28 protein-coding genes and 2 pseudogenes are annotated in these 26,371 nt (G+C 48.4%); 15 read left to right on the top strand and 15 right to left on the bottom strand.

The features are described 5' to 3' along the window. The first annotated feature begins 200 nt into the window (after positions 1-200). Complete coding sequence (locus HMPREF0080_RS02610) at positions 201-713, top strand: formate dehydrogenase accessory sulfurtransferase FdhD (RefSeq protein WP_006789622.1); 513 nt, start codon at positions 201-203, stop codon at positions 711-713. After that, a complete protein-coding gene (locus HMPREF0080_RS10535) occupies positions 671-940 on the top strand; it encodes a formate dehydrogenase accessory sulfurtransferase FdhD (protein WP_342610074.1) in 270 nt (89 codons plus the stop codon). Before HMPREF0080_RS02610 ends, HMPREF0080_RS10535 begins: the two co-directional genes overlap by 43 nt. A gap of 68 nt (positions 941-1,008) precedes the next feature. On the opposite strand, the gene HMPREF0080_RS02605 is transcribed toward HMPREF0080_RS10535, so the two are convergent. The 5 genes from HMPREF0080_RS02605 to HMPREF0080_RS02580 form a co-directional block, all read right to left on the bottom strand. Further along, positions 1,009-2,205, bottom strand: a complete 1,197-nt coding sequence (locus HMPREF0080_RS02605) for a molybdopterin molybdotransferase MoeA (protein ID WP_006789620.1) — start codon at positions 2,203-2,205, stop codon at positions 1,009-1,011. Between the two features lie 51 nt (positions 2,206-2,256). Beyond that, positions 2,257-2,790: a 4Fe-4S dicluster domain-containing protein gene (locus HMPREF0080_RS02600; RefSeq protein ID WP_006789619.1), complete on the bottom strand. Its 534-nt coding sequence runs from the start codon at positions 2,788-2,790 to the stop codon at positions 2,257-2,259. Next, positions 2,783-3,766 carry a molybdopterin oxidoreductase family protein gene (locus tag HMPREF0080_RS11800; protein WP_006789618.1) on the bottom strand — a complete coding sequence of 328 codons (984 nt, stop codon included), beginning with the start codon at positions 3,764-3,766 and terminating at the stop codon, positions 2,783-2,785. The genes HMPREF0080_RS02600 and HMPREF0080_RS11800 overlap by 8 nt, the downstream gene beginning before the upstream one ends. Further along, entirely contained in the window at positions 3,744-4,988 is a 1,245-nt protein-coding gene (locus HMPREF0080_RS11795; RefSeq protein ID WP_483466640.1) for a molybdopterin oxidoreductase family protein, read from the bottom strand. Before HMPREF0080_RS11795 ends, HMPREF0080_RS11800 begins: the two co-directional genes overlap by 23 nt. Before the next feature lie 214 nt (positions 4,989-5,202). Continuing rightward, on the bottom strand, positions 5,203-6,381 hold the full coding sequence (locus HMPREF0080_RS02580) for a molybdopterin-guanine dinucleotide biosynthesis protein MobB (protein ID WP_006789615.1): 1,179 nt from the start codon (positions 6,379-6,381) through the stop codon (positions 5,203-5,205). A 184-nt stretch (positions 6,382-6,565) separates the two neighbouring features. Here HMPREF0080_RS02580 and HMPREF0080_RS02575 point away from each other — a divergent pair, with 184 nt between their 5' ends. From HMPREF0080_RS02575 to HMPREF0080_RS02540, 9 genes are all read left to right on the top strand, one after another. Beyond that, positions 6,566-7,378, top strand: a complete 813-nt coding sequence (locus HMPREF0080_RS02575; protein ID WP_040346954.1) for a formate/nitrite transporter family protein — start codon at positions 6,566-6,568, stop codon at positions 7,376-7,378. Between the two features lie 174 nt (positions 7,379-7,552). After that, a complete protein-coding gene (locus tag HMPREF0080_RS02570; RefSeq protein WP_006789613.1) occupies positions 7,553-8,572 on the top strand; it encodes a molybdopterin-binding protein in 1,020 nt (339 codons plus the stop codon). 9 nt (positions 8,573-8,581) lie between these two features. Further along, entirely contained in the window at positions 8,582-9,082 is a 501-nt protein-coding gene (moaC, locus tag HMPREF0080_RS02565) for a cyclic pyranopterin monophosphate synthase MoaC (protein WP_006789612.1), read from the top strand. A gap of 71 nt (positions 9,083-9,153) precedes the next feature. Next, positions 9,154-10,035: a GTP 3',8-cyclase MoaA gene (locus tag HMPREF0080_RS02560; RefSeq protein WP_006789611.1), complete on the top strand. Its 882-nt coding sequence runs from the start codon at positions 9,154-9,156 to the stop codon at positions 10,033-10,035. 3 nt (positions 10,036-10,038) lie between these two features. Further along, a complete protein-coding gene (locus HMPREF0080_RS10520) occupies positions 10,039-10,452 on the top strand; it encodes an MOSC domain-containing protein (RefSeq protein ID WP_006789610.1) in 414 nt (137 codons plus the stop codon). Further along, positions 10,391-10,975, top strand: a complete 585-nt coding sequence (locus HMPREF0080_RS10515; protein ID WP_245527195.1) for a MogA/MoaB family molybdenum cofactor biosynthesis protein — start codon at positions 10,391-10,393, stop codon at positions 10,973-10,975. The genes HMPREF0080_RS10520 and HMPREF0080_RS10515 overlap by 62 nt, the downstream gene beginning before the upstream one ends. Positions 10,976-11,003: 28 nt before the next feature. Beyond that, entirely contained in the window at positions 11,004-11,846 is an 843-nt protein-coding gene (modA, locus tag HMPREF0080_RS02550) for a molybdate ABC transporter substrate-binding protein (RefSeq protein WP_006789608.1), read from the top strand. A 9-nt stretch (positions 11,847-11,855) separates the two neighbouring features. Continuing rightward, entirely contained in the window at positions 11,856-12,533 is a 678-nt protein-coding gene (modB, locus tag HMPREF0080_RS02545) for a molybdate ABC transporter permease subunit (RefSeq protein ID WP_006789607.1), read from the top strand. After that, on the top strand, positions 12,524-13,567 hold the full coding sequence (locus HMPREF0080_RS02540; protein WP_006789606.1) for a sulfate/molybdate ABC transporter ATP-binding protein: 1,044 nt from the start codon (positions 12,524-12,526) through the stop codon (positions 13,565-13,567). The genes modB and HMPREF0080_RS02540 overlap by 10 nt, the downstream gene beginning before the upstream one ends. Before the next feature lie 39 nt (positions 13,568-13,606). Here HMPREF0080_RS02540 and HMPREF0080_RS02535 read toward each other — a convergent pair whose 3' ends face one another. The 8 genes and pseudogenes from HMPREF0080_RS02535 to HMPREF0080_RS02500 all read right to left on the bottom strand — a co-directional run bounded on the left by HMPREF0080_RS02535 (position 13,607) and on the right by HMPREF0080_RS02500 (position 20,734). Further along, a complete protein-coding gene (locus tag HMPREF0080_RS02535) occupies positions 13,607-15,034 on the bottom strand; it encodes a vWA domain-containing protein (RefSeq protein WP_040346952.1) in 1,428 nt (475 codons plus the stop codon). Between the two features lie 6 nt (positions 15,035-15,040). After that, a pseudogene (locus tag HMPREF0080_RS02530) lies at positions 15,041-16,160 on the bottom strand (ATP-binding protein). A 9-nt stretch (positions 16,161-16,169) separates the two neighbouring features. After that, positions 16,170-16,979 carry a DUF4116 domain-containing protein gene (locus HMPREF0080_RS02525; protein ID WP_006789603.1) on the bottom strand — a complete coding sequence of 270 codons (810 nt, stop codon included), beginning with the start codon at positions 16,977-16,979 and terminating at the stop codon, positions 16,170-16,172. 446 nt (positions 16,980-17,425) lie between these two features. Beyond that, a complete protein-coding gene (locus tag HMPREF0080_RS02520) occupies positions 17,426-18,550 on the bottom strand; it encodes a cation diffusion facilitator family transporter (protein WP_006789602.1) in 1,125 nt (374 codons plus the stop codon). 191 nt (positions 18,551-18,741) lie between these two features. After that, positions 18,742-19,137 carry an anaerobic carbon-monoxide dehydrogenase catalytic subunit gene (locus HMPREF0080_RS11635; protein ID WP_006789601.1) on the bottom strand — a complete coding sequence of 132 codons (396 nt, stop codon included), beginning with the start codon at positions 19,135-19,137 and terminating at the stop codon, positions 18,742-18,744. Further along, on the bottom strand, positions 19,134-19,997 hold the full coding sequence (gene hcp, locus HMPREF0080_RS11630) for a hydroxylamine reductase (RefSeq protein WP_006789600.1): 864 nt from the start codon (positions 19,995-19,997) through the stop codon (positions 19,134-19,136). Before hcp ends, HMPREF0080_RS11635 begins: the two co-directional genes overlap by 4 nt. Further along, a complete protein-coding gene (locus HMPREF0080_RS11625; protein WP_006789599.1) occupies positions 19,994-20,368 on the bottom strand; it encodes a hypothetical protein in 375 nt (124 codons plus the stop codon). The genes hcp and HMPREF0080_RS11625 overlap by 4 nt, the downstream gene beginning before the upstream one ends. 30 nt (positions 20,369-20,398) lie before the next feature. After that, a complete protein-coding gene (locus HMPREF0080_RS02500) occupies positions 20,399-20,734 on the bottom strand; it encodes a cupin domain-containing protein (protein WP_006789598.1) in 336 nt (111 codons plus the stop codon). Between the two features lie 216 nt (positions 20,735-20,950). Between HMPREF0080_RS02500 and HMPREF0080_RS11495 the strand changes: the two are divergent. The 3 genes and pseudogenes from HMPREF0080_RS11495 to HMPREF0080_RS02490 form a co-directional block, all read left to right on the top strand. After that, positions 20,951-21,430 (top strand): annotated as a pseudogene (locus HMPREF0080_RS11495) (L,D-transpeptidase); the annotation flags it as partial. Between the two features lie 95 nt (positions 21,431-21,525). Continuing rightward, entirely contained in the window at positions 21,526-22,074 is a 549-nt protein-coding gene (locus HMPREF0080_RS09050; RefSeq protein ID WP_071777887.1) for a hypothetical protein, read from the top strand. Between the two features lie 263 nt (positions 22,075-22,337). Continuing rightward, complete coding sequence (locus tag HMPREF0080_RS02490; RefSeq protein WP_006789595.1) at positions 22,338-22,919, top strand: N-acetylmuramoyl-L-alanine amidase; 582 nt, start codon at positions 22,338-22,340, stop codon at positions 22,917-22,919. A gap of 47 nt (positions 22,920-22,966) precedes the next feature. Here HMPREF0080_RS02490 and HMPREF0080_RS02485 read toward each other — a convergent pair whose 3' ends face one another. Together HMPREF0080_RS02485 and HMPREF0080_RS02480 are read right to left on the bottom strand one after the other, a co-directional pair. Further along, on the bottom strand, positions 22,967-24,283 hold the full coding sequence (locus HMPREF0080_RS02485) for an MFS transporter (RefSeq protein WP_006789594.1): 1,317 nt from the start codon (positions 24,281-24,283) through the stop codon (positions 22,967-22,969). Between the two features lie 104 nt (positions 24,284-24,387). Then, on the bottom strand, positions 24,388-24,900 hold the full coding sequence (locus HMPREF0080_RS02480) for a transcription repressor NadR (RefSeq protein ID WP_040346948.1): 513 nt from the start codon (positions 24,898-24,900) through the stop codon (positions 24,388-24,390). Positions 24,901-25,333: 433 nt separating this feature from the next. On the opposite strand from HMPREF0080_RS02480, the gene HMPREF0080_RS02475 reads away from it, so the two are divergent. Then, positions 25,334-26,350, top strand: a complete 1,017-nt coding sequence (locus HMPREF0080_RS02475) for an amino acid permease (RefSeq protein ID WP_006789592.1) — start codon at positions 25,334-25,336, stop codon at positions 26,348-26,350. The last annotated feature ends 21 nt before the right edge of the window (positions 26,351-26,371 follow it).

Here is a 26,371-nt window from a genome sequence, read left to right as displayed (position 1 = left end):
CGGCGGTATCTTCCGCCGTATTTTTATTTTGCATCCAACCGTTCAGATACGATCTTTAATTTGAAACTTATAATATATGTTTTGTTCCCTTGCACCACAGTCAAAGATAAATCTCCGTTTCTCTTTTTGTTTTGGTGCCGGAAGTCTTGATGTATAATAAAAAGCAACTTACATAATCAGGAAAGAGGAGAGGAGTAAGCATGGGCTTAAAAGAAGTACAGGAAAGTGACGTATTAAAATTTTCTCCCTGTACGGACATTTCGTATGTGGCTTACAGGGCGGATACGGGTGCAGAAAGCGTACAGGGACCTTTGTCGGAAGAAACGATGGTGCCTGTATGGATAAACGGCGTAGAAAAGGGAATACTCATTGCCTCGCCTCAGGATATATATCATTTGGCCATCGGCTATGTTCTTGCCGAAGGTTTAATTCCCGCATATGCGGATATTGAGTCCGTAACCGTCGAAGGCGACAGAGTGAATGTGAAGACGACGAAAGAAGCTCATCCTATACCGGCCCCTTGTCCCGACCGGTTAGGAACGGTTCGTGCCGATGAAATTTGCAGTTACGGCGGCTTACTGGATTCCCTGTCGGCGGCTCATCATGCGTCTCACGGCATTCATGAAGGGGCCTTGGTAAGAAAGGGTAAGTCCTCGCCTATGCCGAAGACATCGGGCGCCATAATGTACTGGATCGTCTGCGCGGCATTATAGAAGACAAGGGCATAAACGTTTCCGATGTGATGCTTATTTTCAGCGGTCGCGTGCCACAGTCGGTTATTTCCAAGGTACACGGTATGGGCGTGCATTTAATCGCCTCCCGCGCCTTGCCATCCGTCTTGGGCCTGAAATTGGCAGATGAATACGGCATTACGGTTGTTTGCGGGCTGCGCCCCGACTCTTTCCGCCTTTATACGCATAAGGAACGAGTATCCTTTTAACGGGAACCGACGCGTTAAGAATGAAAAACAGGGAGTAACGTATTCGTTACTCCCTGTTTTTCATTTATTTATTTCACTGTCAGTAAAACGGTACGGACTGTCATGCCTGCTGCGGCAGGCGGTGCGCCCTTAGGAATAAAGGCGAGGGCGTTGGCCTTGGACGGGCCTAATAAGGAGCCGGCCGTGGCCCGCGAAAGGGGAGAAAAGGTTGGCATGCCGTCTATAAAGCAAACGGTGCCTTGGACAAAACGGTCTACCGGATTGTTTTTATGTAATCCTTCTGCCATGCGGCAATTTACTTCCGGCAAGGTTACGTCCTTTTCGCCGCGCAGGCGCCGCAAGACGGGTAGGGCAATAAGGTGGAAGGCGTTAAAGGCCGCTGACGGATTGCCTGACAAGCCGAGAACAGGGATAATTTTGTCTTTCCTTTCTATGGCACCGCCGAATGAAGCTGAACCGGGCCGCATAGTAATGCGGTCATACAGTTTTTTGGCACCGATGCGTTCGTATATATGCGGCATGGAATCGAAGAGGCCTACAGATACTCCGCCTGTACTGATGATAACATCGGCTTCGAGCGAAGCTGAAAAAATACGAGCGATTTCCTCTTCCGTTTCGTCCGAGTTGTCGGTCACGTGCATATAGCCCGTCTGGCCGAAACCGTATTCGCGTAAGAGACCGGCGAATAAATAGGCGTTGGAATTGTAAATCTGAGCGCCGTTACGAGCTTTGGCGGGCATGACGAGTTCGCGGCCCGACGTGATAAAGAGGACGTGCAGGTCTTTGTATACCGTAAGGTCCGTGCGGCCCAGACCGACGGCGGCGGACATGGCGCCTGCGGTCAGAACGGAGCCTGCCGTGAGAATCGGGTCTCCCGGGGAGCATTCTTCGCCTATGGGAATGACATTATCTCCCTGATGTACGGCGCCTTTTATCTCAATGGTCTTGTCATTGACGGCATTTACACTTTCCTGCATGACGACGGTATCGCAGCCGTCGGGAAGGGCACCGCCGGTCATGAGGCGCACGGCCTCGCCTTTTTCTACGCTTTTGGCATATACTTCGCCGGCCCCGAGTGTGGCGAGGACCGTATATTCCGTACGGCCTTCTTCAAAGTGGATAGCGTATCCGTCGAAGGGTGATTTACGAAAGGGCGGGTAGGGTTCGACGGCATGTACGTCTTCGGCGAGAATTCGCCCCAATGCAATGTCGGGACGGATGGATTCCGTCCCGACAGTTGCGTGGTTCAGTACGTCCGCCCACATACGATTTACTTCTGTTACTGATAGGGGAATCATAGGATGAACCTTTCTGTGTTATGTTGTGGGTGCGGTTGCAGCCGCTTTTTTGGCTTCCATTGCAGCTTTGGCTTTAGCAGCGGCTTCAGCCGGATCGAAGAGAGTGAATACTTCTGTGGGACATGCTTCGATACAGGCAGGTACGCCTGATTCCGTGTCTCTGCATAAGTCGCATTTGAACGCCACTTGGCGGAACGGCCGGCCTTTTGTATCGCCATGATAGATGCGCATCATCGTGATAGCCTTGAACGGACAGGCTTTCGCGCATTTGCCGCAGCCTTTCTGCGGATCCTGGTCGAGGATCACCATATCTTCACCCATAGAGATCGCGTTGAAAGGGCATGCTTCCATGCATTTGGGTTTCGGGCATTGATGGCACTGAACCGGTTTTGTTACAGTATCCGTGATTTGAATCTGGACGCGCGGTGTAAAGTCATAGCTGTCCGGGTCCAGTGCAAATACGTTTTTTTCCGTGTGGTTTACAACACACGCGACCATGCAGGTACGGCAACCGATACAGAGCATAGGATCTGATTTGATAAATTTATTCATTAGATGCCGCCTCCGTTTCTTCCAAGATGCCCATCTGCCGTCGGATTTCCGTGTAGCGATTGATAACTTCCTGTTCAGCGGCTTTTTGATCGTCTATTTTTTCAACGCGGCAGGCGCAGTATTTGAATTCCGGCGTGTTACTTTTCGGGTCGAGTTTCGCATTGGTTAATTCATTGCATGCACCTATCCACCATTGGTAGGTCATATAAGTTGCGCCTTTGGAAACGCGGCCTGTAGGCAGGCAACGGGTGATTGTCTCACCGCGCGGCGAAAAAACTCGGACCAGTTCGCCGTCTTTGATACCGAGCGCTTCACAGTCTTCCGGGTTCATTTGAATAAAGCCCGGTTCATCAGCTAAAGAACGGAGAAGGCGACAGTTTCCGGTCATTGTACGGACGGAATAATGGCCTACTTCACGGACTGTCGACAGGGACAGAGGGTATTCCGCCGTTTCTTTTTCCTTTACCGGTGTGAAGGGGAAGAAGAAGAAACGACCTTTACCGTCAGGTTTATTAAAGACCGCATCCTTGTGGAGATATTGTGTACCCTTGTCTTCCGGATCCGCAGAATAGCACGGCCATTGGATGCCGTAGTTGGCTTCCAGTTTTTCGTACGTAGCGCCCGTATACTTCGGTGCGAGCGAGATCATTTCATTCCAGATTTCTTCCGTATTGTTGTAATGCATGGGATACCCCATCGCCGTTGCAATGAGACAGAGAATTTCCCAGTCCGTTTTTAAATTCGGATCCGGTTCGACGAGTTTGTGGACGCGCTGGAAGCGGCGGTCGCAGGAAGAATAGACGGCCTCATGTTCGCCCGAGGCAGTGGCAGGCAAGATAACATCCGCATATTCGCTGGTTTTATTGAAGAAAATATCCTGTATGACGACGAGGTCGATTTTTGACAGGGTTTCGCGGATTTCCGGCAAGTCCGGATCGGATTGAGCGGGGTCTTCACCGATAATGTAGTAGACCATGAATTTGTTTTTTAGAATCCGACTCACGGAGTACTTTGTCGGGGACATGTGTTAAAGGTGAACCGTTTTTGTCGGAGAGCTTAACACCCCAGGCTTTTTCAAACTTGGCGCGGACTTCGGGATCCGTGACTTTCTGGTAGCCCGGATATACGTTCGGCAACACACCCATATCACACGTACCCTGTACGTTATTCTGGCCGCGGACCGGGCCGACACCCGTCGCGTAATGACCGAAGTTGCCCGTCATCAGAGCGAGATTGGAACAGCCGATAACACATTCCACGCCTTGGGAAAATTGTGTAACGCCCATGCCCCATGTCGTCATTGTATGCTTAGATGAGGCAAAGAGCCGGGCGGCTTTACGCACATCTTCCGGATTGAGCCGTGTCTGTTCGGCCACTGCCTCGGGGGCGTATTTAGGATCGGCGATTTCCCGTGCATATTCTTCAAAGCCCACGGTATGAGCCTCAATAAATTCATGGTCTACCAGGTCTTCCGTAACCATGACATGTGCCATGGAACAGAGGAAGAGCATGTTCGTGCCGCCCTTGATTTGCAAGAAAATATCCGCAATGCGGGCCGTTTCCGTTTTACGGGGATCGACACAAATAATCTTTGCGCCTTTTTTCTTAGCCCGTACGATGCGGCGGGCTACAAGAGGATGCGACGTAGCCGCATTATATCCCATATTGAAGATAACTTCCGCATCTTCCAGTTCGGGCACACTGTAAGACATCGCGCCTTCACCTAATGTTTCGCCGAGCCCGGCGACAGAAGGAGCGTGTCAGATACGTGCGCAGTGATCGACGTTGTTTGTCCCGACGACTGCGCGCATGAATTTTTGTGTCAAATAGCCGACTTCATTTCCCGGGCCTCTGGCGGAGCCAGCGCCCATAACGGAGTCGGGGCCGTATTCTTTAATAATGGCCTTGAGCCGCTCAGCCGTGTAACGGACGGCTTCTTCCCAGGATGCGGGTTCCAAGGGAGTTCCCTTGCCGCCCCGGCGAATTAAAGGGGTACGAATCCGTTTTGTTAAAATTTGGGGGTCATTTAAGTAATCCCAACCGTACAACCCTTTTAGACAGAGACGGCCGTCATTGTTAACGCCGTGAGGCGACCCTTTTGCTTCAATGACTTTATTGTTTTCCCTGTCTACAGTGACATCGATGAGACAGCCTGTCCCACAATAAGGACAGACGGTGGTAATCGTTTCATAGGACATCGTATAATTCACCTCTTTTAATCAATGTAGTCATATGGGATTGTTTTTAAATGGCGCTCCGAGATATGCAAGATAATAATCCTCCCCGGTTATGCACATATCTTCGAATAATTTTATTGTACACTTAATATTCTCAATATGCAAACGGAAAAGACGGAAAAATTTACGGAGGGGCTGTATTTGATACAGTTGTTAAAGAAAAATCCGTAACATCTTAATGCCGGACATGCATAAAACGTTTAATATATTTATAAAGCGGCTGTATATTGTTGACTTCAAATCTGCGGATATAGTCGCATTTTTCCGGAAACTGCCGCGATATGACCGCAAGTATCTGTTTTGCATTATGCCGTGCCGGAATTATTTCTGTTGAGCCGAGAATTCGAATGGTTGGGAAAACGGCATGATCACGGGTTTCAATAAATACCACGTCGACATCCATTTCTTCGGCTGCCGCGGCCAGGAGATTTCGTTTATCCGCCGCTTTACTGTCAACAGACGGAACAATACGGGTTTCCTTAGCTCCGGCTTTTTTTGCGAGATCCGTGTCGCTTCCTTCTTTATTCCCGTATATGCGGTGATGCGTGCTTTTTACATAGCCGACAGAATACCCTTCCCGTGTGAGCTGTCCGATTAAAGCTGTAACCAGCCGGGTTTTTCCCGCTCCCGATGAGGCGGCGCAAATGGAAAATAGCGGGACTTTACGCATGCTGTTCGTGTCGTATGCCAAAGCTTCCTTATATGCGACGGGCGTATTCATATTGACGTATTGCCGTGCATGCGCGCTTTCGTCAATATATACGACTTTTTTATCCGCATAGATATGTCGTACACGATAATTTCCGGCTGCTAAGGCCGTGAGAATTTTTTTGTAAATACGGCCTGAGTAAATTGCGCTCAGCGGTTCTTCTTTGCCGTTTACAAGGGGAATGACGGCATCCGCATCCTTCGTCATATGAGCGGACAGAAGTCGATTGACGGCTGAAAAATCATAAAACGGAAGGTCGACGGAAAGCACGAGCCATTTGGTTGTTTTATGCATGTGCATAGCCGCTTCCATGCCGCCGAGCGGGCCTCTCTCCGTAAAGGTGTCGGCAACGACAAAAACAGTTCGCTTTGTACCGTCCGGCAAAGTCCAGGTGTATTCTATATCGCTCTCCCGTCGCTTGCCTGTCGTCGCGACGACAGTCCCGGGCAGATCCGAAAGATCAAGCTCTCTGTTAATGGAAATAATCGTATTTTTAAACGGGAAGACTATGCTTCTTTGCAGCAGAGAGGTTAAACTTGTCGTTCCGCGCCAGGGCAGTTTTGATTTATCGCAACCCATACGGCTGCTTTTTCCGCCTGCCAGAATGAGAAGAGACAGTAGATTTTTATCGGGGATCAATACCATTTTGAAGGGCTCCTTATACTTTTTAAGAAAATCCTAACACATTATTGTGGGAATGCAAAAAAAAGATATATTTAATTAAGTCTTGACGGCACAATTGAAGAGAGTATACTGATAACGAACAGTCATACGAGATATGCAGATAATTAATAAGTACTGCAATCGTATGAATAAAGGAGGAATTTTTATGCTATCACCGGCAGATGTTGCGGCCAAGTTTGACGGAATCGGACAGGGAAAAGCCGATTTATGTATTCATCAGGCGGTCCTTTTGGGAATTTTAGCAGGTATGTATATCGCTTTGGCGGCAGTGGGGGCCAATACGGGCGGCAGCATGATGGATAATCCGGGTGTGGCGAAGATTATCAGTTCGCTTATTTTTCCGGCCGGCTTGGCTATGGTTGTCCTGGCAGGATCCGAATTATTTACAGGTGACTGTTTAATGCTTATCGCTAAACTTGATAACCGGATTACATGGGGGAAAATGCTTCGTCTGTGGGTTATCGTGTATATCGGAAACCTTGCGGGCTCTATTTTGGTTGCCTTCCTCATGACACAGGCGCAACAATTATCTCTTTTCGGTAACGGAGTCGCGCTTATTACTATAAAAACAGCTGTTGCAAAAGTGAATTTATCTCCTCTCAGTGCCGTTATTCTGGGCGTCTTTTGTAATTTCCTCGTCTGTGTCGCAGTCTGGATCGCCACGGCGGGTTCTACGGCTACTGAAAAACTGGCAGGTGTATATTTACCGATCTTCCTCTTTGTACTCTGTGGTTTTGAACATAGTGTTGCCAACATGTACTATATTCCGGCGGGAATCTTCGCCTCTCTTGATCCGACATATGCGGCCGCCGCTGTGGCCAAAGGGATAGACATGTCCGTCCTCACATGGGGGAACTTTTTTGTCCGTAATCTGTTACCGGTTACGATAGGAAATATTATCGGCGGCAGCCTGATGGTAGGTGCCGTTTACTGGAAATGTTATCATACCGATACATAAAAATTTAAAATATGGAAGCTACGTAAAACGGTCTCGTGCAGTTATCCGTAATAACTGGAATTTTGCGAAGAAATATTCTATAATAATCAATAGAGATACCGGCTCCGGCATATTCCGTCGTGAGCCGGTTATCACATATACAGATATTTCACGGCATGAGAAAGGTATGTATTTATGAAATGTATTAAAACGGAAAATGCGGTAGGGCAGGTTCTGTGTCATGATATTACACAAATCATTCGCGGGGTGACAAAGGGGCCGGTCTTCCGTAAGGGCCATATTGTTACGGCAGAGGATATTCCGGTCCTTCTTTCGGTGGGTAAAGAGAATGTGTATGTTTGGGAAACCGATGAAACTATGCTGCATGAGGACGAAGGTGCCGCTGTGCTGCGTGACTTGACCCTGGGGCCCAATATGCACGCTACGGAGGCGAAAGAAGGGAAAATTGAGCTTATTGCCGATTGCGACGGCCTTCTCACCATTGACAGAACACGGCTTCTTGCGTTGAATTCTCTGGGCGAGATGATGATTGCTTCCCGTCATGGCGGGTTTTCCGTACAGAAGGGGGATAAGCTTGCGGGGATGCGTGTTATTCCCTTAGTTATTGCAAAAGAAAAGATGGAAGAAGCCAAACGTGTTGCAGCCGGCGCTCCTGTTTTTCAGATCCACCCGTTTACTAAAAAGAAAGCCGGTCTTATTACGACGGGCAATGAAGTATTTTACGGGCGTATTGAAGATACGTTTTCCCCTGTCATCGAAAAGAAGCTCGGCGCATTCGGCGCCGCTGTGGAAATGCATGTTATCCTGGCTGATGATCCTGCGGAAATCACGGCTGTCATTAAGGATATGCTCAATAAGGAGATGGACATGGTTTTATGCACGGGCGGCATGAGTGTCGATCCCGATGACCGGACCCCTGCGGCGATCAGGAATACGGGAACCCGTATTGTCTTTTATGGCGCGCCTGTTTTGCCGGGGGCCATGTTCCTTCTTTCTTATACGGACGATAACCGTCCCGTCGTCGGCTTGCCCGGCTGTGTCATGTACGCAAAACGGACGATATTTGATCTTGTCCTGCCCTCGCTTATGGCAGGCGTTCCTGTGACCGCCGCCGACCTCAGCCGTATGGGCGAAGGCGGCCTGTGCCTGGACTGTCCCGTCTGTACTTTCCCGAATTGCGGTTTCGGGAAATAGGAGGAACTTATGGCTGAACTTACACATATAGATGAAAAAGGAAACGCCCATATGGTTGACGTGAGTGAAAAGCGCAGTACGGTACGTACGGCAATAGCGACCGGTTCGATTACGATGAACCGCCAATGTTATAATGCTGTGAAAAACGGCGGGATACCGAAAGGCGATGTTCTGGCAGCAGCGCGTATTGCCGGCATTATGGCCGCCAAGCGAACGAATGAACTGATTCCGCTCTGTCATCTTTTACAGCTCACGCAGTGCAGCATAGAGTTTATATTTCATGAAAAAGAATGCCGCATTGATACGATATGTCTCGTGAAATGCCGAGGACGGACAGGCGTGGAAATGGAAGCGCTGACCGGCGTGTCCGTATCGCTTCTGACGATGTATGATATGTGCAAGGCCGTTGATAAGTCAATGGTCCTTTCCGATATACATCTTAAAGAAAAAAGCGGCGGTAAGAGCGGCCGTTTCATTTACGGAAAGACGGGCGATGCAAATGAAGGATAAATGGGGAAGATGCATTGATTACCTGCGAATCTCCGTTACCGATAAAGTGTAACTTTCGCTGCCGGTACTGTATGCCTCAAGCGGTTCTGGACGTGTGTCATGCGGAAATTATGCGTTATGAAGAGATTATGAACATATGTGAGGCCGCCGTCAGAGCCGGTATCAGCAAATTTAAAATTACCGGCGGTGAACCTCTCTGCTGCAAGGGGGTCATTCCCTTTATGCAGGGGCTGAAAGGTCTTAACGGTGTAAATCAGGTCACCGTGACAACGAACGGCATGTACTTGGAGGAGCATCTGCCGGCGTTGGTCCGTATGGGTGTGGATGGGATCAATATCAGTCTGGATACACTCGATCGGGACCAGTTTGAACACATTACCGGCACGGACGGCTTGGAGCGTGTTCTTGCCGCCGTCAAGGCGGCAGCCGCCTCCGGTATTCGCACAAAGGTGAACGCCGTCCTTCTGCGCCAGACGAGAAGCCAGATTTTACCGTTGGCGAAACTGGCTGAAGAAATGCCCGTTGACGTGCGTTTTATAGAGATCATGCCTATCGGGTTCGGCCGGTTTGAAAAGGGAGTGACCGAAGCCGAAGTGCTGGCGGTTTTACGCGGTAAGTATGATGATCTTCGGGCCGACGAAGGCGTACGCGGTAACGGACCGGCGGCGTACTATGCCGGGGCCGGATTGCGCGGCCATATCGGCTTTATTGCAGCTAATACACATCAATTTTGTCATGCATGCAACCGCATGCGTTTGACGAGTACGGGTTTCCTGAAGCCTTGCCTTTGCTATGATGCCGGTGTTGATCTGAAGTCGATCGTTCGCGGGCAGTCGAATATGACCCTGGCTGAAGCGTTTGCCAGGGCGATCGGTGAGAAGCCGTCAGGGCATTGCTTTTCGGACCGGTCGGAGATTACGGAAATAAAAACGATGAAGCAAATCGGGGGATAATTTATGGGTAAAATTTTAGCAATTTGTATCAGTAAGCAGCGGGGTGTACAGAAGAAGCCGATTAATGAGGCGAAGGTGATTGCCGATTGGGGCATTGAACATGATGCCCACGGCGGCGACTGGCACCGTCAGGTCAGTCTTCTGTCAGCCGATAAAATAGAAGATTTCCGCAAGAACGGTGTTCGCGTCGGGTATGGTGCCTTCGGGGAAAATCTGGTCGTGTCAGGGCTTGATTTCGCCAAACTGTCCGTAGGGACGTTGTTGCGAGCGGGTGAGGTCCCTTCTGGAGATGACGCAAATCGGAAAAGAATGCCATGCACATTGTGCTGTTTATCATCAAGTCGGGGACTGTATCATGCCGCGCGAAGGCGTTTTTGCCAAAGTATTGACCGGCGGCGTCCTTCATCCGGGAGATGAACTTGTGATTGAAGAACGTAAGGAGAATCGTCCTTACCGGGCAGCTGTCATCACACTTTCCGACAAGGGCAGCCGCGGTGAACGGATTGATGAAAGCGGACCCGTTATTGTGGGAGAATTGGAAAAACGGGGGTTTGAAATAACGGAAACTCTTCTCCTTCCCGATGATGAGGAACAGCTGAAAAAACAGCTTGTGCGTTTGTCAGATCAACGCCGGCTTGATATAATAATAACGACCGGCGGCACAGGGTTTGCACCGACCGATATAACGCCTGAAGCAACGTTGGCCGTCGCCGATCGCCTCGTGCCGGGTATTGCCGAAGCGATTCGTGCCGAGTCGATGAGGCAAACGAAGCGGGCTATATATTCCCGCGCCGTCAGTGTACTTCGTAAGAAAACGTTGATTGTCAATCTTCCGGGCAGTCCGAAGGCCTGTCGGGAATGTCTGGCCGTTTTTATGGATACAGTTGCGCACCCCTTGGACTTGCTCCGATATGGTGCGAGCGACTGTGCCGAAAAATAATTTTTGTCGTTCAGGAGGAGCACTTGTCATGAAAAATTGGAAAAAGTTCATCAGTTTGGCCGTTGTGGCAGCCTTGGCTGTCGGTCTCGTCGGTTGCGGGCAGGATAAAAAAGATCAGGTGAACGGGGGAAAAGAAAAAGTGAAACTTACGGTATTTGCAGCAGCAAGTATGACGGAAACGCTCAATAAGATTAAAGCCGATTATGAAAAAGAACATCCAAATGTGGAAATTACGTATAATTTCGATTCATCCGGTACGCTGAAGAAACAGATTCAGAACGGTGCCGATGCGGATATTTTTATTTCGGCGGCGCAAAAACAGATGAATCAGCTTGATGCTGCGAAAGATGAAACAGCTAATCCCGACAAGTTGGATTTTATTAAATCCGATTCCCGAATTGATCTTTTGGAAAACAAAGTCGTACTCGTGACGCCGGAAGGGAATCCGAAACATGTAGAGAGCTTTAACGATCTGGCAGCTAAATTGAAAGACGGTTCCGTTCGTCTGGTTATGGGCAACAATGACGTACCTGTCGGACAGTATACGGAAAAAATTTTGAAGTTCTATAATCTTGACGAAAAAGCAATTGCCGCTGCCGGTAATATAACATACGGCTCGAACGTTAAGGAAGTAACGACGCAGGTTCTTGAGGGTTCTGCAGATTGCGGTGTCGTTTATGCGACGGATGCGTTCAGCGCTAAACTGAAACCCGTCGATCAGGCTACAAAAGAAATGTGCGGCCAGATTATTTATCCCGCTGCGATCTTAAAGAACTCGAAAAATCAAGATGCGGCTAAGGACTTCCTCACGTACTTACAGAGCGATGCGGCTATGAAGATCTTTGAAAGTGTCGGTTTCAGCCGCGTATAGGAGAAACTTATGGACTGGTATCCCCTTTGGAACAGCTTACGCATAGCCGGGATATCCTGTGTCATCGTATTCTTTTTGGGAATTTATGCGGCTCATCGTATTGCGACCTTGCCGCGGCTCGTGAAGGGCGTCCTGGACGTCCTTCTTACCTTGCCTTTAGTGTTGCCGCCTACCGTATGCGGGTGGATCCTCTTGCTTATTTTCGGACTCACCCATCCGGTAGGTATTTTTTTAAAGAATATGGGGATACAGTTTGTCATGACCTGGTATGGCGGCGTTATCGCTTCGGCAGTCGTCGCCTTTCCGCTCATGTATCGGACGGCGCGGGGGGCGTTTGAAAGCTTTAATGAAAATCTTGCCTGGAGCGCCCGTACGCTCGGCTTGTCGGAACGGTTTATTTTCTGGCGTATCCGTCTTCCCGCCTGCAAACAGGGCATTATTGCCGGTGTGGTCCTCGCGTTTGCCAGGGCGCTCGGTGAATACGGCGCGACAAGCATGCTTATCGGCTATATTCCCGGCAATACGGCGACCATCTCAACGACTGTTTATCAGCTCTGGCGTACTAGTGACGAGTACAGCGCGTTCATTTGGGTGGTTATCAATATTATTATCAGCGCCATTGTTCTTCTGACTGTAAATATGATGGAAAAGAGAGCTCGTCAAAGGAGGGCCGGCGGATGGCAATAGATGTGAATGTGCGCAAATCCCTGGGTTCCTTCTCGTTGGATGTGGCTTTTTCTTCAAAAGGCGGTATAGTAGGGCTTCTCGGCGCGTCAGGCAGCGGCAAGAGTAAGACCTTGCAATGTATTGCCGGCATAGAACGGCCCGATGAGGGCCGTGTCGCCGTTAACGGCAAGCCTCTCTTCGACAGCGGCTCATATATCGATATGCCTGTTCAAAAGCGCCGCGTAGGGTATCTTTTTCAAGATTACGCCCTTTTTCCCAATATGACGGTAGAAGAGAATATTAACTACAGTATTCGCAAAGGACGCAGCAAAGCGGAAAGGACCGCTGCTATTGCATCCATGGTAAACCGATTGCGTCTGGACGGATTGGAACGGAATAAACCGGCTCAACTTTCGGGCGGGCAGCAACAGCGTGTGGCCTTAGCCCGTATTCTCGTGAATGAACCGGAGGTGCTCCTTTTAGATGAGCCTTTCAGCGCATTGGACAGCTATCTGAAAGAAAAGCTCATGATTGAGCTCAGCGAGACGCTGGCTCAGTTCCGCAAGGATGTTGTTCTTGTCACGCACAGTCGTGACGAAGCTTATCAGCTTTGTGACTCGTTGGCTATTTTGTCGGACGGCAAGCTTGAAGTGTTCGGTGAAACTAAAGCTGTTTTTGCGCAGCCTCGCACCAGGGCCGCCGCCGTCTTAACGGGGTGCAAGAATGTTGTTGCCGCCCGGAAAGACGGAGACTGTACGGCCCGTATACCTGAATGGGGCATCACTGTGACTGCTGCGGAACCGGTTGGTGATACTCTCTGCGCCGTGGGGATCAGGGCCCATTCTTTTAAGGGCGGAGAGCGTAAAAATTCATTTGCTGTACGCTTTGTTGAAGAAATTGAACAGCCCTTTGAATGGGTTCTGAAATTTCGTTATGACGGACAGCAGGATAAAAGTCCTGCCATATGGTGGCGATTTCCGAAAGACAGATACCCCCGGGACATTCCGTCTTGTCTTGGCGTAGCCCCGGAAGACATACTTCTTTTGTATAAATAGTAAAAGGCGATACAATTCTTTTGTATCGCCTTTTACTATTTAACCGCGGATATATTCATGTAAATCTACATTTCGTTCTTGATTGGCCATGGAAAAACCTCCTTTTTCGACGGTGTCGAAGTCAAAGAGGGGATCTTTACTTTTAATGGGCATCAGTTTTTTGATCACGCCGTAAGGCCGGGCAAGAGAGAGCGTCCTGTCTTTTCCGGACAAGAGCCAGAGAATGCTGTAGCCTTTCGGTCGCTGCGGCAGCTTTTCTTCTTCCCCTTTGCCGTCCGTGAAATAGACGAGTATATCCGGATTTTTCCCGTTACAATAGTTGATGACCGGAGCAAAGGCCGTACCGCCCCGTTGAGGAAAACGTTCTTTCAAGTCGGTGAGTTTGTCTACATGGTAGATGCGGCGTATTTCATTATCGCACTCAATGAGTGTAATGTCATGATTATAAACTTTAACGATTTGCAGCACCTGTTCCATAGCCTGCTTAAATTCTTCGTCGCTGATACTGCCGCTGATATCAAGGGCAATATACACTTTTGCCTTTCTGTTGCGCAGATCGCCGCGCAGGTCGAGCCGTTCCGGCTGGCGGCGGTTGCGGCGTGTTGTCGTTTTTTTGCGTTCCGCCGCGACAGTGCGCACGACCTTTTTTAAGTATGCATACCACGGCAGGGTATTACTTTTATTCGCCAAGGTCGCTAGAAGACTGTCCAAGTAGGAACTGAGTTTTTCTTTGCGTGCGCCGTCGGCAGCTTTCTGTGTAAATTCGAGAATCGCTTTTTCATCAATATCATCGTTTTCGTCCCAAATATCATGTGTTGTTTCGGGATTGAATTTCATCGGCAGCGCATCGTTTGAACGTGTTCCTTCATCCGGCTCTTTTTTGCGAGGTTGTCGTCTGTCCAGGGCGGTCTGGATTTCTTCGGCGTAATATTCGACTGTCTCGAAGAGGGGCATCGCCAGGCCGTATTGTAAATTGACAACGGCTAACGTAACGGCATCGGCAGGCAAAGGGGATATATACGTGTTGACGACAATATCCATTGCTAAATTTACGGCAAGAGGCGAGAATTCTTTGCGCAATTCTTTCGCTCGTAAAAGATGCAGTGAGAGAATATGAAGTATTTCATGTTTCAAGGCGCTTTCCATTTGTTCCGGTGTGAGAGGCAGAAAGAGGAAAGGATTGAAATACATGATGTATTTAGCGTCTTTAAAGTTTGTCCCTGCCGGACTTTCCAAGTCGAAGCGAAGGTCGCGGCCCGTTTGAAAAAGAAAATAACCGTAAAAATTATCCGAGTCGTCCAGAAGACGCAGGTTAAGGGCATCAATGAGGGCGAAGAAACGTTTGCGGAAGGCATCGGACACCGTAAACGGACTTTCAGCGGCATGTTCTTTCCAGGCGGATTCAAGATTCAACAGTTCCTGGTAAAGAACGACGGCTTCGCTTTCTACATGCAGTGTCTGTTCCATCGTTTCTTACCGTCTGCGCCGGAAAGCCGCAAAATATGCGTCGATAAAGGCTTCGTTTTCCGCCGCATAGGCGTAGATTTCCGGCATTGTATTGCGAATATCTTTCATAACGGCAACCAACCATCAGATCAGAGGGATAGACCTGCAAGAAAGAAACCAGCCTGTCTATGCTTTTCATACCGTCGGCGGAATCGGCACGCAACCGTTCTGTCAATTTGTTGAGAATGTTTTTGGCGCTGATGTAGAGGCGTGTATGCGTTTCTTCCCGGATCCGCATTCTTAACTCATCGGACAGACTGTTGCCGGAAAAAACGTCTTCATAAGTGATCAGCGGCCTGTAATCACTTTCGACGAAATTTAAAAACTCTTCGGCGATGACTCTGCCTACATTGCCGCGAATAACGTTATAAAAAACGGAGCGAGGGATAGTATCCGTATTTTCTTTATACAGCCGGTATAATTCGGAAATACGTTCATAACTGCGCGGGGTCGCGTTAATATCGTCTTCGTTGCTTCGGCTCAAGTATTCGGGATAGGTTGAAATGAATTGGCAAACTTTTTCTTCCAGTCCCTTATCGGCAGCCCAACTGAGCCACTGGTACGGGTCTACTTCCATATAAAGCCAGACAAACCGGTTTTCTTGCGCGTCATCCATATCGACAGCCTCGTATTCGTAGGTATCGGACGGATTCATGGCTGCCAGAATATGGACGTCGTTGCGCAAGTGATAACCGTTGATTTCACGATTCAGAATAAGATTCATCAATTCCTGCTGGACTGCGTGTTCGGAACGGTTGATTTCATCAATGAAGAGCAGGACGCCGTGTCCTGCAGCCAAATATTCATCTATCTCACGCAGCTTATTGTGGACGGCATATACTGTTGTTTTTAAGCATACGGCATTGCGGTCATCCGTGCGGCGTGTAAATTCATCGATCAGGGGAAGCCCGCCGATTTCCCCTTCTTTCAATAAATTTCCGTCAATAGAAACGAGTTTATAATCATTTTGTTGAGCTACTTCTGTTGCCAGCGCGCTTTTGCCTATCCCCGTTTTGCCGACGAGAAGCGGGACCTGACCGGCGGCTAAAACGAGTTCAACGCTCTTTAATGTATCTGTGAAGTTCATGGATTACCTCTAAGAAAATTTTAGTTTTTCGTCTACTGTAATGCGTCGTGCTTTTTTGCTGCCATAGTTGTCGATAAGCTGAATTTTATCAATCGGCATGGTCGATACGGTGCGGCCTATGCTGCGGCTGTTGATGAGATCTCGTATATACTTCTCGTCTACGTCCGGAGCGGCAACAGTTTGGCGCAGTGCTTTTTCCACATCGTCTACGGCGACGGCAAAATTGGGCGGCATATATTTTATAATAAGGCTGTTTACTTTCATCAATTCGATAAATTTTTCGGGCGTTAAATTTTTGACGAAACGTAACGCCTGTTCATCGTTTTTCACGGCAATGCATTCCGCCGAGAAAGCGGGGTTTGCAATATAACGGAGTGCCGCGTAGTTTTGAGCGGCAGCCGCTTCCTGGACGGCGACGGACGGATTTTCTATATATTTAACGGCATCATAGTTTTTTTTGACTGCGGCCAGCTGTAATTCTTCACTCGGATTGTCTATATATTTCAGCGCCCAGCCGGAACAGGAGAGAGCGAGCCTGATCAGATCTTCCGACGGATTATGTATGTATTCCAAATTGGCCCAGCTTTTCCGAAGAGCTTTTTCAGCCAATTCTTTTGACGGATTTTTAATAAACTGAATAGCGCGTGCTTCATTGTCTATGGCAGCCGCCGTCACCCGGGGCGGCGGATTTTTTATATATTGCAGCACCATGCCGTTGCGGCGTACCGCTTCGAGCATCATTTCTTCTGTCGGGTTTTCAATGTGTTCGAGCGTGTAAGGGTTGCGTTTTACCATTTCCAAATAAGTCGAATTCTTCATAAAAACTCCTCGTTTATGTTAAAGTATACCGCAGTGTCATTGTCTGTATTATAGCACGGTGCGGTAAGAATAACTATTATTTTTAGGTTCATGAGTTCATGGCAAGGTGTCGGCCTGTATGATGGAATACGGCTAAGGATAAAATTAATAGGCGGCGGGATGAGCGCTGTCTCAATACGTATTCAACAGTATCGTTCGTTCTGACATGACGTGTTTTTGCTGTACAATGAGCGCTCTGTATCTGAGCTGAATGAGATATCCTTGCCATACGTCTATAATGAAATACATATCTTCTCCACCTTGTGTTTCGGTCCGGAACGGCCGGGAATTTTGAGACTATGTTGGAAACCGGTGTGAATAATGCAGCCCCGGTATGATTTTCTGCGATGAAACCGATATATTAAACCTGTTTGATGTAAGCAAAAAACGACCTGTAAAGGCCGTTTTTAATTACTGAAATCGGTGTCGAGAATAGCGAACTGTTCGTAGCCGGGGACCCGTTTTTTCAAATCCGCTTTAATACTGCGCAGTGCATCACCCGGGTTTGGTTCGTCAAAGTCAAAGATCAGATCAAAATAGATAATTTTTTCCCGTTCCTGTACGTAAAAGGCATGAACTTGCAGGACATGAGGATAAAGACTGAGTACATCATCGAGTTCCTTTTTAATTTCCAAGGCGTTCAGATCATTTTGGTTCGTTGCATATACGCCGATGGTCAGGGTTATGCCGAACTCTTCGTAAATATCGACAGCTATACGTTTGCATGCGGGATGGACTTCGCCGACTGTCATTGTATCGGGCAGGGAGATATGAACGGACCCCAGTGTTTCTCCGGGGCCGTAGCTGTTCAGCACAAGGTCATACACGCCGCCGACATTAGGGTAGGAAGCAATTTTTTCTTTTAAACGGCGCACTAACGTGTCGTCGGCACGGACCCCGAGAAGGTGGTTGTACATGTCGCGGACGATATCCGTAGCGGCTTTGATGATCATGACGCCGATGACGGCTCCGACATATCCCTGTACGTCAAACCGGAAGAAAAAGACGAGGATTGATGAAACCAGAGTTGCCGTTGTTAAAAACGCGTCATACAGCGCATCAACGCCGGAAGCGGAGAGCGCGTCGGATTTCCAGCGTTTTCCTTCTTTGCGGAAGTACATTCCCATGACGATTTTTATGACGATGGCAATGCAGATAATTGCCAAATCCGTTGCGGCGAAAACAGATGTGACCGGATGAAGAATCCGGCTGATTGATTCTTTCAGGGAAAGCAATCCGGCACTCAGAATGATGAAGGCAATGGCCATCGTCGTGATGTACTCGACGCGTCCATGGCCGAAGGGATGCTCTTTGTCGGCTTTTTTGCCGGCCAGTTTAGTCCCGGCGATGGTAAGAACAGATGAGAGAACGTCTGTCAGATTGTTGACCGCATCAAGGATAACGGCGATGGAATTTGATGAAAGCCCGACAATTACTTTAAAGATGACGAGTATAATATTACCGCCGATCCCTTTCAAACTGGCTGAAGTGACGCCTCTGCCGCGGGCTGCCGCCTGTTCATCAAGTTGCATGAGAATCCCTCTTTTCAAGCTGTATACGGAGACAGTAAAATCTTACATTGATTATAGTATAGCAGATAGATTCTCAATATAATAGAATTTTGATAATTATAGAGATTGGGCAATATAAAAAGCAGGCAAAGATTTTTCATTGCCTGCTTTCGATGGTATAGAATATAAGGCATTGTAAAATTGAAATTACCTTACCCCAGGATAGCTTTTAAATCCGCTTCCGGTGTGCTTGTCGGGTGGATGTTGAAGTTTTCTACCAGGTAGTTCAATACGTTCGGGGATACGAAAGCCGGAAGCGTAGGGCCGAGGTAGAAGTTCTTAAGGCCCAATGCAAGGAGTGTGAGCAAGATACAGACAGCTTTCTGCTCGTACCAGGAAAGCACCAATGTAAGCGGTAATTCATTGACACCGACGCCGAAAGCTTCGGAGAGTGCAAGCGCTACTTTGATTGCGCTGTATGCATCGTTGCACTGCCCCATATCCATAATGCGGGGAAGACCGCCGATAGTGCCGAGATCAAGGTCATTAAACCGATACTTGCCGCAAGCGAGTGTCAGAATAACCGTATCCGCCGGAGTCTGTTTCACAAATTCCGTGTAATAATTACGGCCCGGCCGGGGCGCCGTCGCAGCCGCCGACAATGGAAGAATTGCTTGATTGCGCCGTTTTTAACCGCTTCAATGACCGTATCGGCAACGCCGAGGACTGTGCCGTGACCGAAACCGGTCATAACCGTTTTACCGCCGTTGATTCCCGTCATTTCATGGTCTTCCGGATATCCGCCAAGTTCGAGGGCTTTTTCGATAACCGGCGTGAAATCTTTATTGTCATCAATGTGTACGAGTTCGGGGTAAGAAACTACTTCTGTAGTGAAAACACGGTCCGCATATGTCGGGCGAACCGGCATGAGACAGTTTGTCGTAAAGAGAAAAGCGCCGGGAACGTTAGCAAATTCTTTTTGCTGATTCTGCCAGGCCGTCCCGAAGTTGCCTTTGAGGTGTTTGTATTTTTTGAGTTCCGGATACCCGTGAGCCGGCAACATTTCACCGTGTGTGTAAATAGCAATGCCCTTACCTTCAGTCTGTTTTAAAAGAAGTTCCAGATCCTTGAGATCATGACCGGTTACAACGATGAACGGCCCTTTTTCGATTGTCAGAGGCACTTCTGTCGGAACCGGGGTGCCGTATGTGCCTGTGTTTGCACGGTCCAGCATTTCCATGCAGGTAAGATTTACATGACCTGTTTCAATAACGACGGGGAGCAATTCTTCCATTGTCAGATCTTCGCCGAGTGTGCGGAGGCCTTTAAGAAAGAAGGCGTCAACCGTGTCATCGTGCTGACCGAGCATGAGTGCATGATATGCATAGGCTGCCATGCCGCGCATACCGAAGAGGATAAGCGATTTCAAAGAGCGGATATCTTCGTTTGCATTCCAAATTTTTTTCATTTCGAAGTTGGCTGCCGCTTTATCGGCAGCGGACGTACCGCCGAAGAGTCTGCGGAGTTTATCGAGGCCCCTTCTTCACTGCTGAGGACAGCGGCTTTTTCAGCATTTACTTTATCGATCATCGTATGCATCGTTTCTTCGTTGAAATTAACGTTCGTGATGGTCGTAAAAAGACCTTCGAGGACTATGCGATGCGTATAGGCTGTCGGATGACCGGATTGACAGGCGCGGGCCAGCCCGATCAGAGCCCCTGTCAGCTCATCCTGGAGATTGGCAACTGTCGAGGATTTGCCGCATACCCCGGCGCCGCCGGTACAGCCCGTGCCGCCCGCAGTTTGTTCACATTGAAAACAAAACATTTTCTGTTCCATATTAACCCTCCTGCTTTTGTAAAAATTAGTCTAACGCGGAAATACCACGGTCAGAAGCATCTTGAAATCTTCTACGGCATGTACCGAATGGGGCTTTTTAGCCGGCATAACAAGCGACTCATCTTTTTGGACGATGTACTCCTTGCCGTCAACGACGAACCGACCGGTGCCGTCCAAAACGGTTACCAGTGCATCTCCTGTGGAATCATGCGTGCCGATTTCTTCGTCTTTTGAGAAAGCGAAGACTGTAATGCTTACAGCCTCATTTTGTGCCAACGTACGACTGACAACCTGCCCCGGAGTGACCTGTACTTGATCGGCAAGAGCCAATACTTTTTCCTGTTCTACATTTTTGATATATGCCATAATAGGCACCTCCTTTGTATTGCGCTTGAAAACTAGGGTGCTGCTTTCTCATTACGCTACTAAGTATAAACACTTAATTGATAATCGTCCGTTATAATTACAACAAAAGAAAAAATTTTTGAATTCATACATATATTCCCTATATGTAAATGTGCCTTTTTTGAGTATAATTAAGTAATAAATTTACCATTTGTTACGTATAAAGGAAGCGTTGTAATGAAAGGGCCTCGATTACTTGGAAAAAAGTTTTTTTTCGCTGTACTGGCAACGGTGTTTACTGTATCTGTCACCTTTGCGGCGTCGCCGGAAAACACTCCGGCGGACCGGTACCGGGCGGTTGTTAAAATTTCTAAAATAGGAACCGTCAGCGTCTCAAAAAATAAGCCTGTCACGGAAAATGCGAATAAAACGGGTAATGTGACTGCGGCCGATGAAGGGGATCGTACAGATTCAGAAGGCCGCGTTCCGGTTTCCGCAACGGACAGGACCGAGAAAATAGGCGTCAATCTGGCGAGCCGTATCCTTACCTTCTATCAAGGTTCCGATAAGGTTGCCATGTATCCTGTCGGCGTCGGCAGCATTTATACGCCTACGCCGATTGGGTATTATACCGTTGAAAATAAAGAAACGGATCCGACCTGGATTAATCCCGATGACACCAGTGAGCGGATCGCGTCGGGACGGAACAATCCTTTGGGCTATCGTTGGATCGGATTTTCAGGAAACTACGGTATTCACGGTACTAATCGGCCCGAGACAGTCGGCGGCTATTTTCTAACGGATGTATCCGCATGCGTGAAGCCGATGTGGAAGATCTCTACGAACGCGTTCACGTCGGCACGGCCGTGGAAGTGTACTACGATCGCATCGTTATTGATGTTGCGCCGGATCACAGAGTATCCTATTATATTTATCCTGACGGGTATGATCGCCAGCCTTTGTCCGTAAGCGACGTGAAGCGTGCACTGGCTGGCTACGGAGTGGATCCGTTTGAAGAAGAGCAGGCTATTTTACAGAAAATCAACGCTTCCGACGGCATGCCCACATATGTTGCTGAAGCGTATGATTTATACATAGACGGCAAAAAGCAGCCAAAGCGCGTTCTCGGCAAGGACGGAAAATTGTACTTGCCGGCACAGATCCTGGCAACGGCTCTTGGCTGTGACCTCATGTGGAATAATCGGGACGGTGTTTTGACGACATCCCGCGGTAAAGCGCCCGGAATTGTACGGAGCGGGATCCTCTATGTGGACGATTCGTTTGTAAACGAGCTCTTTCCGTTAAACGGGATGCTGAAACCGAATTTGATATACGATATGAAGCGTACGAACAGTAAATAAGGGTAACATTCCCGCCTTAACGGAGAGGCGGGAATGTTACCCTTATTAAAGTATGAGCAAATGAAAATAATTTATTCTTGCGGAAAATGAGTATCCTTTATAATGTAGATAGAAAAATTTTTTATACTATATCTTCCCAATCGCATGAAAACTTGATTTCCGCAGTTGTCACCGTATCTGAAAAAGGTGTATAATAGCCATCCGAAGAGAGTTCAATAAAAATTATCATTTTCCCTCAGGGGAAAGACGGGATATATAAATTTATGAACAGAAGAGAATTTTTGCGACAGGCTCTTATTACGGCAGGTACGGCAACGATCTTTTCGGCGGGGTTAACTCTGCCGGTAAGGGCCGCGGACGGCTCTGTGAAATTGGCCGTTAAAGAGACGCGCTTTAAATTCCGGGAACCTCTTGTGCGCCGTTCCCGGACAGATGCGATTATTATCCATCATGTCGGCGGTACGGATCAGGAAGTACCGGCGGCAAAAATCCACCAATGGCATTTGGCTAATAAATGGGCCGGGATCGGATATCACTACGTGATCCACAAGGACGGTACCGTTGAACGGGGGCGTCCGATGAATGCTGTCGGGGCCCATTGTTATGAACATAATCATAATACTGTCGGCATTTGTTTTGCCGGCGATTATGAACGGGCGGTACCGACTGATGCGGCTCTCGCATCCGGGACGGTTCTCATGGCCTATATATGTAAGATCTACGGCATTAAACCCGGAGCAAAGACGATTCTCGGGCATCGTGATTTGAGCGGTACCCTTTGCCCGGGACGCAATCTCTACAGACAATTGGGAAATATACGTACCGGCATAGCCAAGTATTGTTAACAGTAAAAGGGGCGGATACAAACATATCCGCCCCTTTTATGCTGCTGTCAGGAAAGGCTTTCCAAATTTTTTCGTTTACTTTCCGTGCCGAGAGAGATGACGATAACTGAAATAATGACGAAGACGGAGGCAAAAATATAGAAGATGCCGCTCATATTCCAGTCATTGGCCAAAAGCGCACCGACGAGAAGCGGTGCGACCATACCGCCGATGCGTCCGAATCCGGCAGCCCAGCCGCAGCCCAGGCCGCGGATTGCCGTCGGATACAGTTCCGGCGTGTAGGTGTAAATAACGCCCCAGGCGCCGAGATTGAAAAAGGACATGGCCGCACCCCAGAAGAGAAGAGCCGTAACAGTTGTTGCATGACCGAAGAAGTAACTCGATATGCCGCTGCAGAGAAGGAAGAGCGCCAATGTATAACGGCGGCCCCAACGGTCGACAAGCCAGGCGGCCGTATAATATCCCGGCAATTGAGATAACGTCATGATAAGGACGTATTCGAATGTTTTGACGACTGTAAAGCCTTGCTTGAAAACGAGTGACGGCAACCACATGAAGATGCCGTAGTAACTGAAGACGATGCCGAACCAGACGGCCCAGAGCATAATTGTACGTTTAGCGAAACGACGGGTCCAGAGAGCGGTAAATGATGCCGAGACGTCTCGGGAAGGGACGGTCGTATCATCAGGAGTGAAGGGCCGTGCGTCCAGACCTGCGTTTCGTTCCAGCCGGGCAACGATAGCGTGCGCTTCGGTCGTTTTCCCCTTTTGCAGGAGATAGCGTACCGATTCGGGCAGATGTATGCGAATAACCATTGTATAGAGGGCCGGTACGGCGCCGATAATAAAGGCTGTACGCCAGCCTGTGACAGGAATGATAAAATAAGCGATGAGAGCGGCTAAGAGCCATCCGACGGCCCAGAAGCTTTCGAGGAGCACCATGAAGCGGCCACGTACGCGGCCCGGAACGTATTCCGTGACAAGTGTTGCCGCTACGGGCAGTTCGCCGCCGAGGCCGAGGCCGACGAGGAATCGGAAAACAAGGAGAGATTCGTAATTCGGAGCAACCGCGCAGGCTCCGGTTGATAGACTGTAAAGAAGAATGGTGGCAGCAAATACTTTTTTCCGCCCCAGCCTGTCGGCGACGGTGCCTGCCGCAACGGCACCCAGGGCCATGCCGATGAGGCCGATGCTGCCGAGCATTCCCGCTTGAGCGCCCGTAAGTCCCCACTCCTTGATGAGAAGGGGAAGGACAAACGCGATGAGACCGGTATCCATAGAGTCAAAAACCCAACCGATACCGGCTATGAACAGTAATTTGTAATGAAAACGTAAGACCGGCAATGCATTTAAACGATCAAGCATAAAAAATCCTCCTGTCAGTGATTTACAAGTGTAAAGTTATTTGTATACATAGAGTATAGTCGGAGGGATTAAAAAAAGCAACAGTATATTTTTACCGTTGCTTTTTACGTGTATATAAATCCTTCTTTGTGCAGCGCCTTTATAATTTCATCCATGACGGCGCGTGTGGGAGCTTCGATGAGGTGTGTATGAATGCCGCCGCTCATGCTGCTGAGAAAAGCGGCATGGTTTTCTTTCATGCGTTTTAGATAGCGGTCGATATCCTTTTGTGTGGACAAGTGAAGATTTCCTTCGAGACTGCCGTAGACATCATGTTCTATCGTGACATTACAGCAGACGGTACCGCCCTTTGCTACGATGGTACGCAGCTCATGTTCCGCCTCGTCGGGACCGTGTTTACAAACGACGAGCCGTTTAATGCCGGTAGTTGTTTTCAAGAGCCGGTATCCTTGCGGTGTGGCGATAATCGACTTGTTTTCCGCCCGAAGCCTGGCGATGTCGCCGACAATAATTTGCCGCGTAACGTGGCAGACAGCGGCTAAAGTTGAGCCTGTAAGCGGAGCATTGGCACGGGAAAGAAGCTCCATAATACGGAGTCGCCGTTTGCTTGCATTCATATGTATCTCCTTTTCGGTCTTATAGGTGTATCTTAGCACAGTTTTTTTTTCTTGTCGAAACGGGGGAAGAGAAGCGGTGTAAATGATATTTTAATAATGCAACTCTTAATTCCAACTAATGCGTTTATAGAAAATCTGTTAGATAATATAATGTATAGATGTATAAATACTCCAAAGAATATAGTCGCGACGAAGTTTATAAATTAATGCACATGGCGGTGTTACTATTAAATATTACTAAAAGTTCCGGAACGAACGTATAATATTAAGAGAAATGCATAAAAATATAATGTATATCTGTTCGGGTATAGTGGACGAGTTTATTAAAACGCACTATAATTAATGTATCTACATACGTAATAATTAGTATATGCTTTTATAATATCGGAATATTGCGTATGAGCAAGAATATCAGAAAAGGAGTTGAAGCATCATGAGTTCAGAGAAAACGCAAGTTGTTCAAGAGGATTTGAATCGCGGCCTGGAAGAACGGCACATTCAGCTCATCGCCTTGGGCGGTGCGATTGGCGTCGGTTTGTTTTTAGGTTCCGCCTCGGCCATTGAAAAGGCCGGTCCCGGTGTGGTTGCCGCATATATCATTGCGGGTATCGCCATCTTTTTCGTCATGCGTGCTATGGGTGAAATAACCATTGAATACCCTGTATCCGGTTCTTTCAGTGCGCATGCTTATCAGTTTTTGAATCCTCTTGCAGGGTATGTTTCCGGTTGGAATTACTGGTATGTCTGGGTAGTTACGTGTATGGCCGAAATCACCGCTGTCGGTGTATATGTCCATTTATGGCTGCCCGACTTGCCGCAGTGGATTTCTTGCCTTTGTGCCCTCGCCTTAATGACCTGTGCCAATCTGATTTCCGTTAAGGCGTACGGCGAGTTTGAGTTCTGGTTCGCTTTAATTAAAATCGTGACGATTATTTTCCTTATCATTACGGGTGCCGGCATGATCTTTTTCGGTCTCGGCAATGACGGTGTAGCCGTCGGTATTTCCAACCTGACACAGCACGGCGGTTTCTTCCCGCACGGTTTCGGCGGCGTATTCGATACGATGCTGATGGTGCTCTTCGCCTATGTCGGTATTGAAGTTATCGGTGTTACTGCAGGTGAAGCGGCGAATCCCGAAAAGACATTATCTGCAGCCATCGATAAGGTTCTTTATCGAATTCTTCTGTTTTATGTTCTGGCCTTATTAGTAATTATGTCTATTTATCCGTGGGATCAGCTGGGGCATCAGGGGAGCCCCTTTGTTATGGTATTTGAAAAGCTCGGTATTTCCGGTGCGGCGCATGTCATTAACTTTGTCGTTATTACGGCGGCCCTGTCGTCTTGCAATTCCGGTATTTACAGTACGGGACGTATGCTTTACAATTTATCTCTTCAAGGTAAGGCGCCCAAAACCTTTTCAACAGTAAGCAAACAGAAAGTGCCTTATTAAAGCCTTATGTATGTCCGTGTT

This window comes from Megasphaera geminata F0357, from assembly GCF_000239275.1.
Taxonomy (GTDB): domain Bacteria; phylum Bacillota; class Negativicutes; order Veillonellales; family Megasphaeraceae; genus Megasphaera; species Megasphaera geminata.
The sequence above is the reverse complement of the archived record's forward strand: the minus strand, read 5'-3'. Positions and strand labels throughout refer to the sequence as shown.

What these genes read in the sequence shown, in the direction of transcription:
- HMPREF0080_RS02610 (WP_006789622.1), top strand. Translation starts at nt 201, where the DNA reads ATGGGCTTAAAAGAAGTACAGGAAAGTGACGTATTAAAATTTTCTCCC.
- HMPREF0080_RS02605 (WP_006789620.1), bottom strand. Translation starts at nt 2,205, where the DNA reads ATGTGGGCGGACGTACTGAACCACGCAACTGTCGGGACGGAATCCATC.
- HMPREF0080_RS02600 (WP_006789619.1), bottom strand. Translation starts at nt 2,790, where the DNA reads ATGAATAAATTTATCAAATCAGATCCTATGCTCTGTATCGGTTGCCGT.
- HMPREF0080_RS11800 (WP_006789618.1), bottom strand. Translation starts at nt 3,766, where the DNA reads ATGGTCTACTACATTATCGGTGAAGACCCCGCTCAATCCGATCCGGAC.
- HMPREF0080_RS02580 (WP_006789615.1), bottom strand. Translation starts at nt 6,381, where the DNA reads ATGGTATTGATCCCCGATAAAAATCTACTGTCTCTTCTCATTCTGGCA.
- HMPREF0080_RS02575 (WP_040346954.1), top strand. Translation starts at nt 6,566, where the DNA reads ATGCTATCACCGGCAGATGTTGCGGCCAAGTTTGACGGAATCGGACAG.
- HMPREF0080_RS02570 (WP_006789613.1), top strand. Translation starts at nt 7,553, where the DNA reads ATGAAATGTATTAAAACGGAAAATGCGGTAGGGCAGGTTCTGTGTCAT.
- moaC (WP_006789612.1), top strand. Translation starts at nt 8,582, where the DNA reads ATGGCTGAACTTACACATATAGATGAAAAAGGAAACGCCCATATGGTT.
- HMPREF0080_RS02560 (WP_006789611.1), top strand. Translation starts at nt 9,154, where the DNA reads ATGCCTCAAGCGGTTCTGGACGTGTGTCATGCGGAAATTATGCGTTAT.
- HMPREF0080_RS10520 (WP_006789610.1), top strand. Translation starts at nt 10,039, where the DNA reads ATGGGTAAAATTTTAGCAATTTGTATCAGTAAGCAGCGGGGTGTACAG.
- HMPREF0080_RS10515 (WP_245527195.1), top strand. Translation starts at nt 10,391, where the DNA reads ATGCCGCGCGAAGGCGTTTTTGCCAAAGTATTGACCGGCGGCGTCCTT.
- modA (WP_006789608.1), top strand. Translation starts at nt 11,004, where the DNA reads ATGAAAAATTGGAAAAAGTTCATCAGTTTGGCCGTTGTGGCAGCCTTG.
- modB (WP_006789607.1), top strand. Translation starts at nt 11,856, where the DNA reads ATGGACTGGTATCCCCTTTGGAACAGCTTACGCATAGCCGGGATATCC.
- HMPREF0080_RS02540 (WP_006789606.1), top strand. Translation starts at nt 12,524, where the DNA reads ATGGCAATAGATGTGAATGTGCGCAAATCCCTGGGTTCCTTCTCGTTG.
- HMPREF0080_RS02535 (WP_040346952.1), bottom strand. Translation starts at nt 15,034, where the DNA reads ATGGAACAGACACTGCATGTAGAAAGCGAAGCCGTCGTTCTTTACCAG.
- HMPREF0080_RS02525 (WP_006789603.1), bottom strand. Translation starts at nt 16,979, where the DNA reads ATGAAGAATTCGACTTATTTGGAAATGGTAAAACGCAACCCTTACACG.
- HMPREF0080_RS02520 (WP_006789602.1), bottom strand. Translation starts at nt 18,550, where the DNA reads ATGCAACTTGATGAACAGGCGGCAGCCCGCGGCAGAGGCGTCACTTCA.
- hcp (WP_006789600.1), bottom strand. Translation starts at nt 19,997, where the DNA reads ATGAAAAAAATTTGGAATGCAAACGAAGATATCCGCTCTTTGAAATCG.
- HMPREF0080_RS11625 (WP_006789599.1), bottom strand. Translation starts at nt 20,368, where the DNA reads ATGGAACAGAAAATGTTTTGTTTTCAATGTGAACAAACTGCGGGCGGC.
- HMPREF0080_RS02500 (WP_006789598.1), bottom strand. Translation starts at nt 20,734, where the DNA reads ATGGCATATATCAAAAATGTAGAACAGGAAAAAGTATTGGCTCTTGCC.
- HMPREF0080_RS09050 (WP_071777887.1), top strand. Translation starts at nt 21,526, where the DNA reads ATGCGTGAAGCCGATGTGGAAGATCTCTACGAACGCGTTCACGTCGGC.
- HMPREF0080_RS02490 (WP_006789595.1), top strand. Translation starts at nt 22,338, where the DNA reads ATGAACAGAAGAGAATTTTTGCGACAGGCTCTTATTACGGCAGGTACG.
- HMPREF0080_RS02485 (WP_006789594.1), bottom strand. Translation starts at nt 24,283, where the DNA reads ATGCTTGATCGTTTAAATGCATTGCCGGTCTTACGTTTTCATTACAAA.
- HMPREF0080_RS02480 (WP_040346948.1), bottom strand. Translation starts at nt 24,900, where the DNA reads ATGAATGCAAGCAAACGGCGACTCCGTATTATGGAGCTTCTTTCCCGT.
- HMPREF0080_RS02475 (WP_006789592.1), top strand. Translation starts at nt 25,334, where the DNA reads ATGAGTTCAGAGAAAACGCAAGTTGTTCAAGAGGATTTGAATCGCGGC.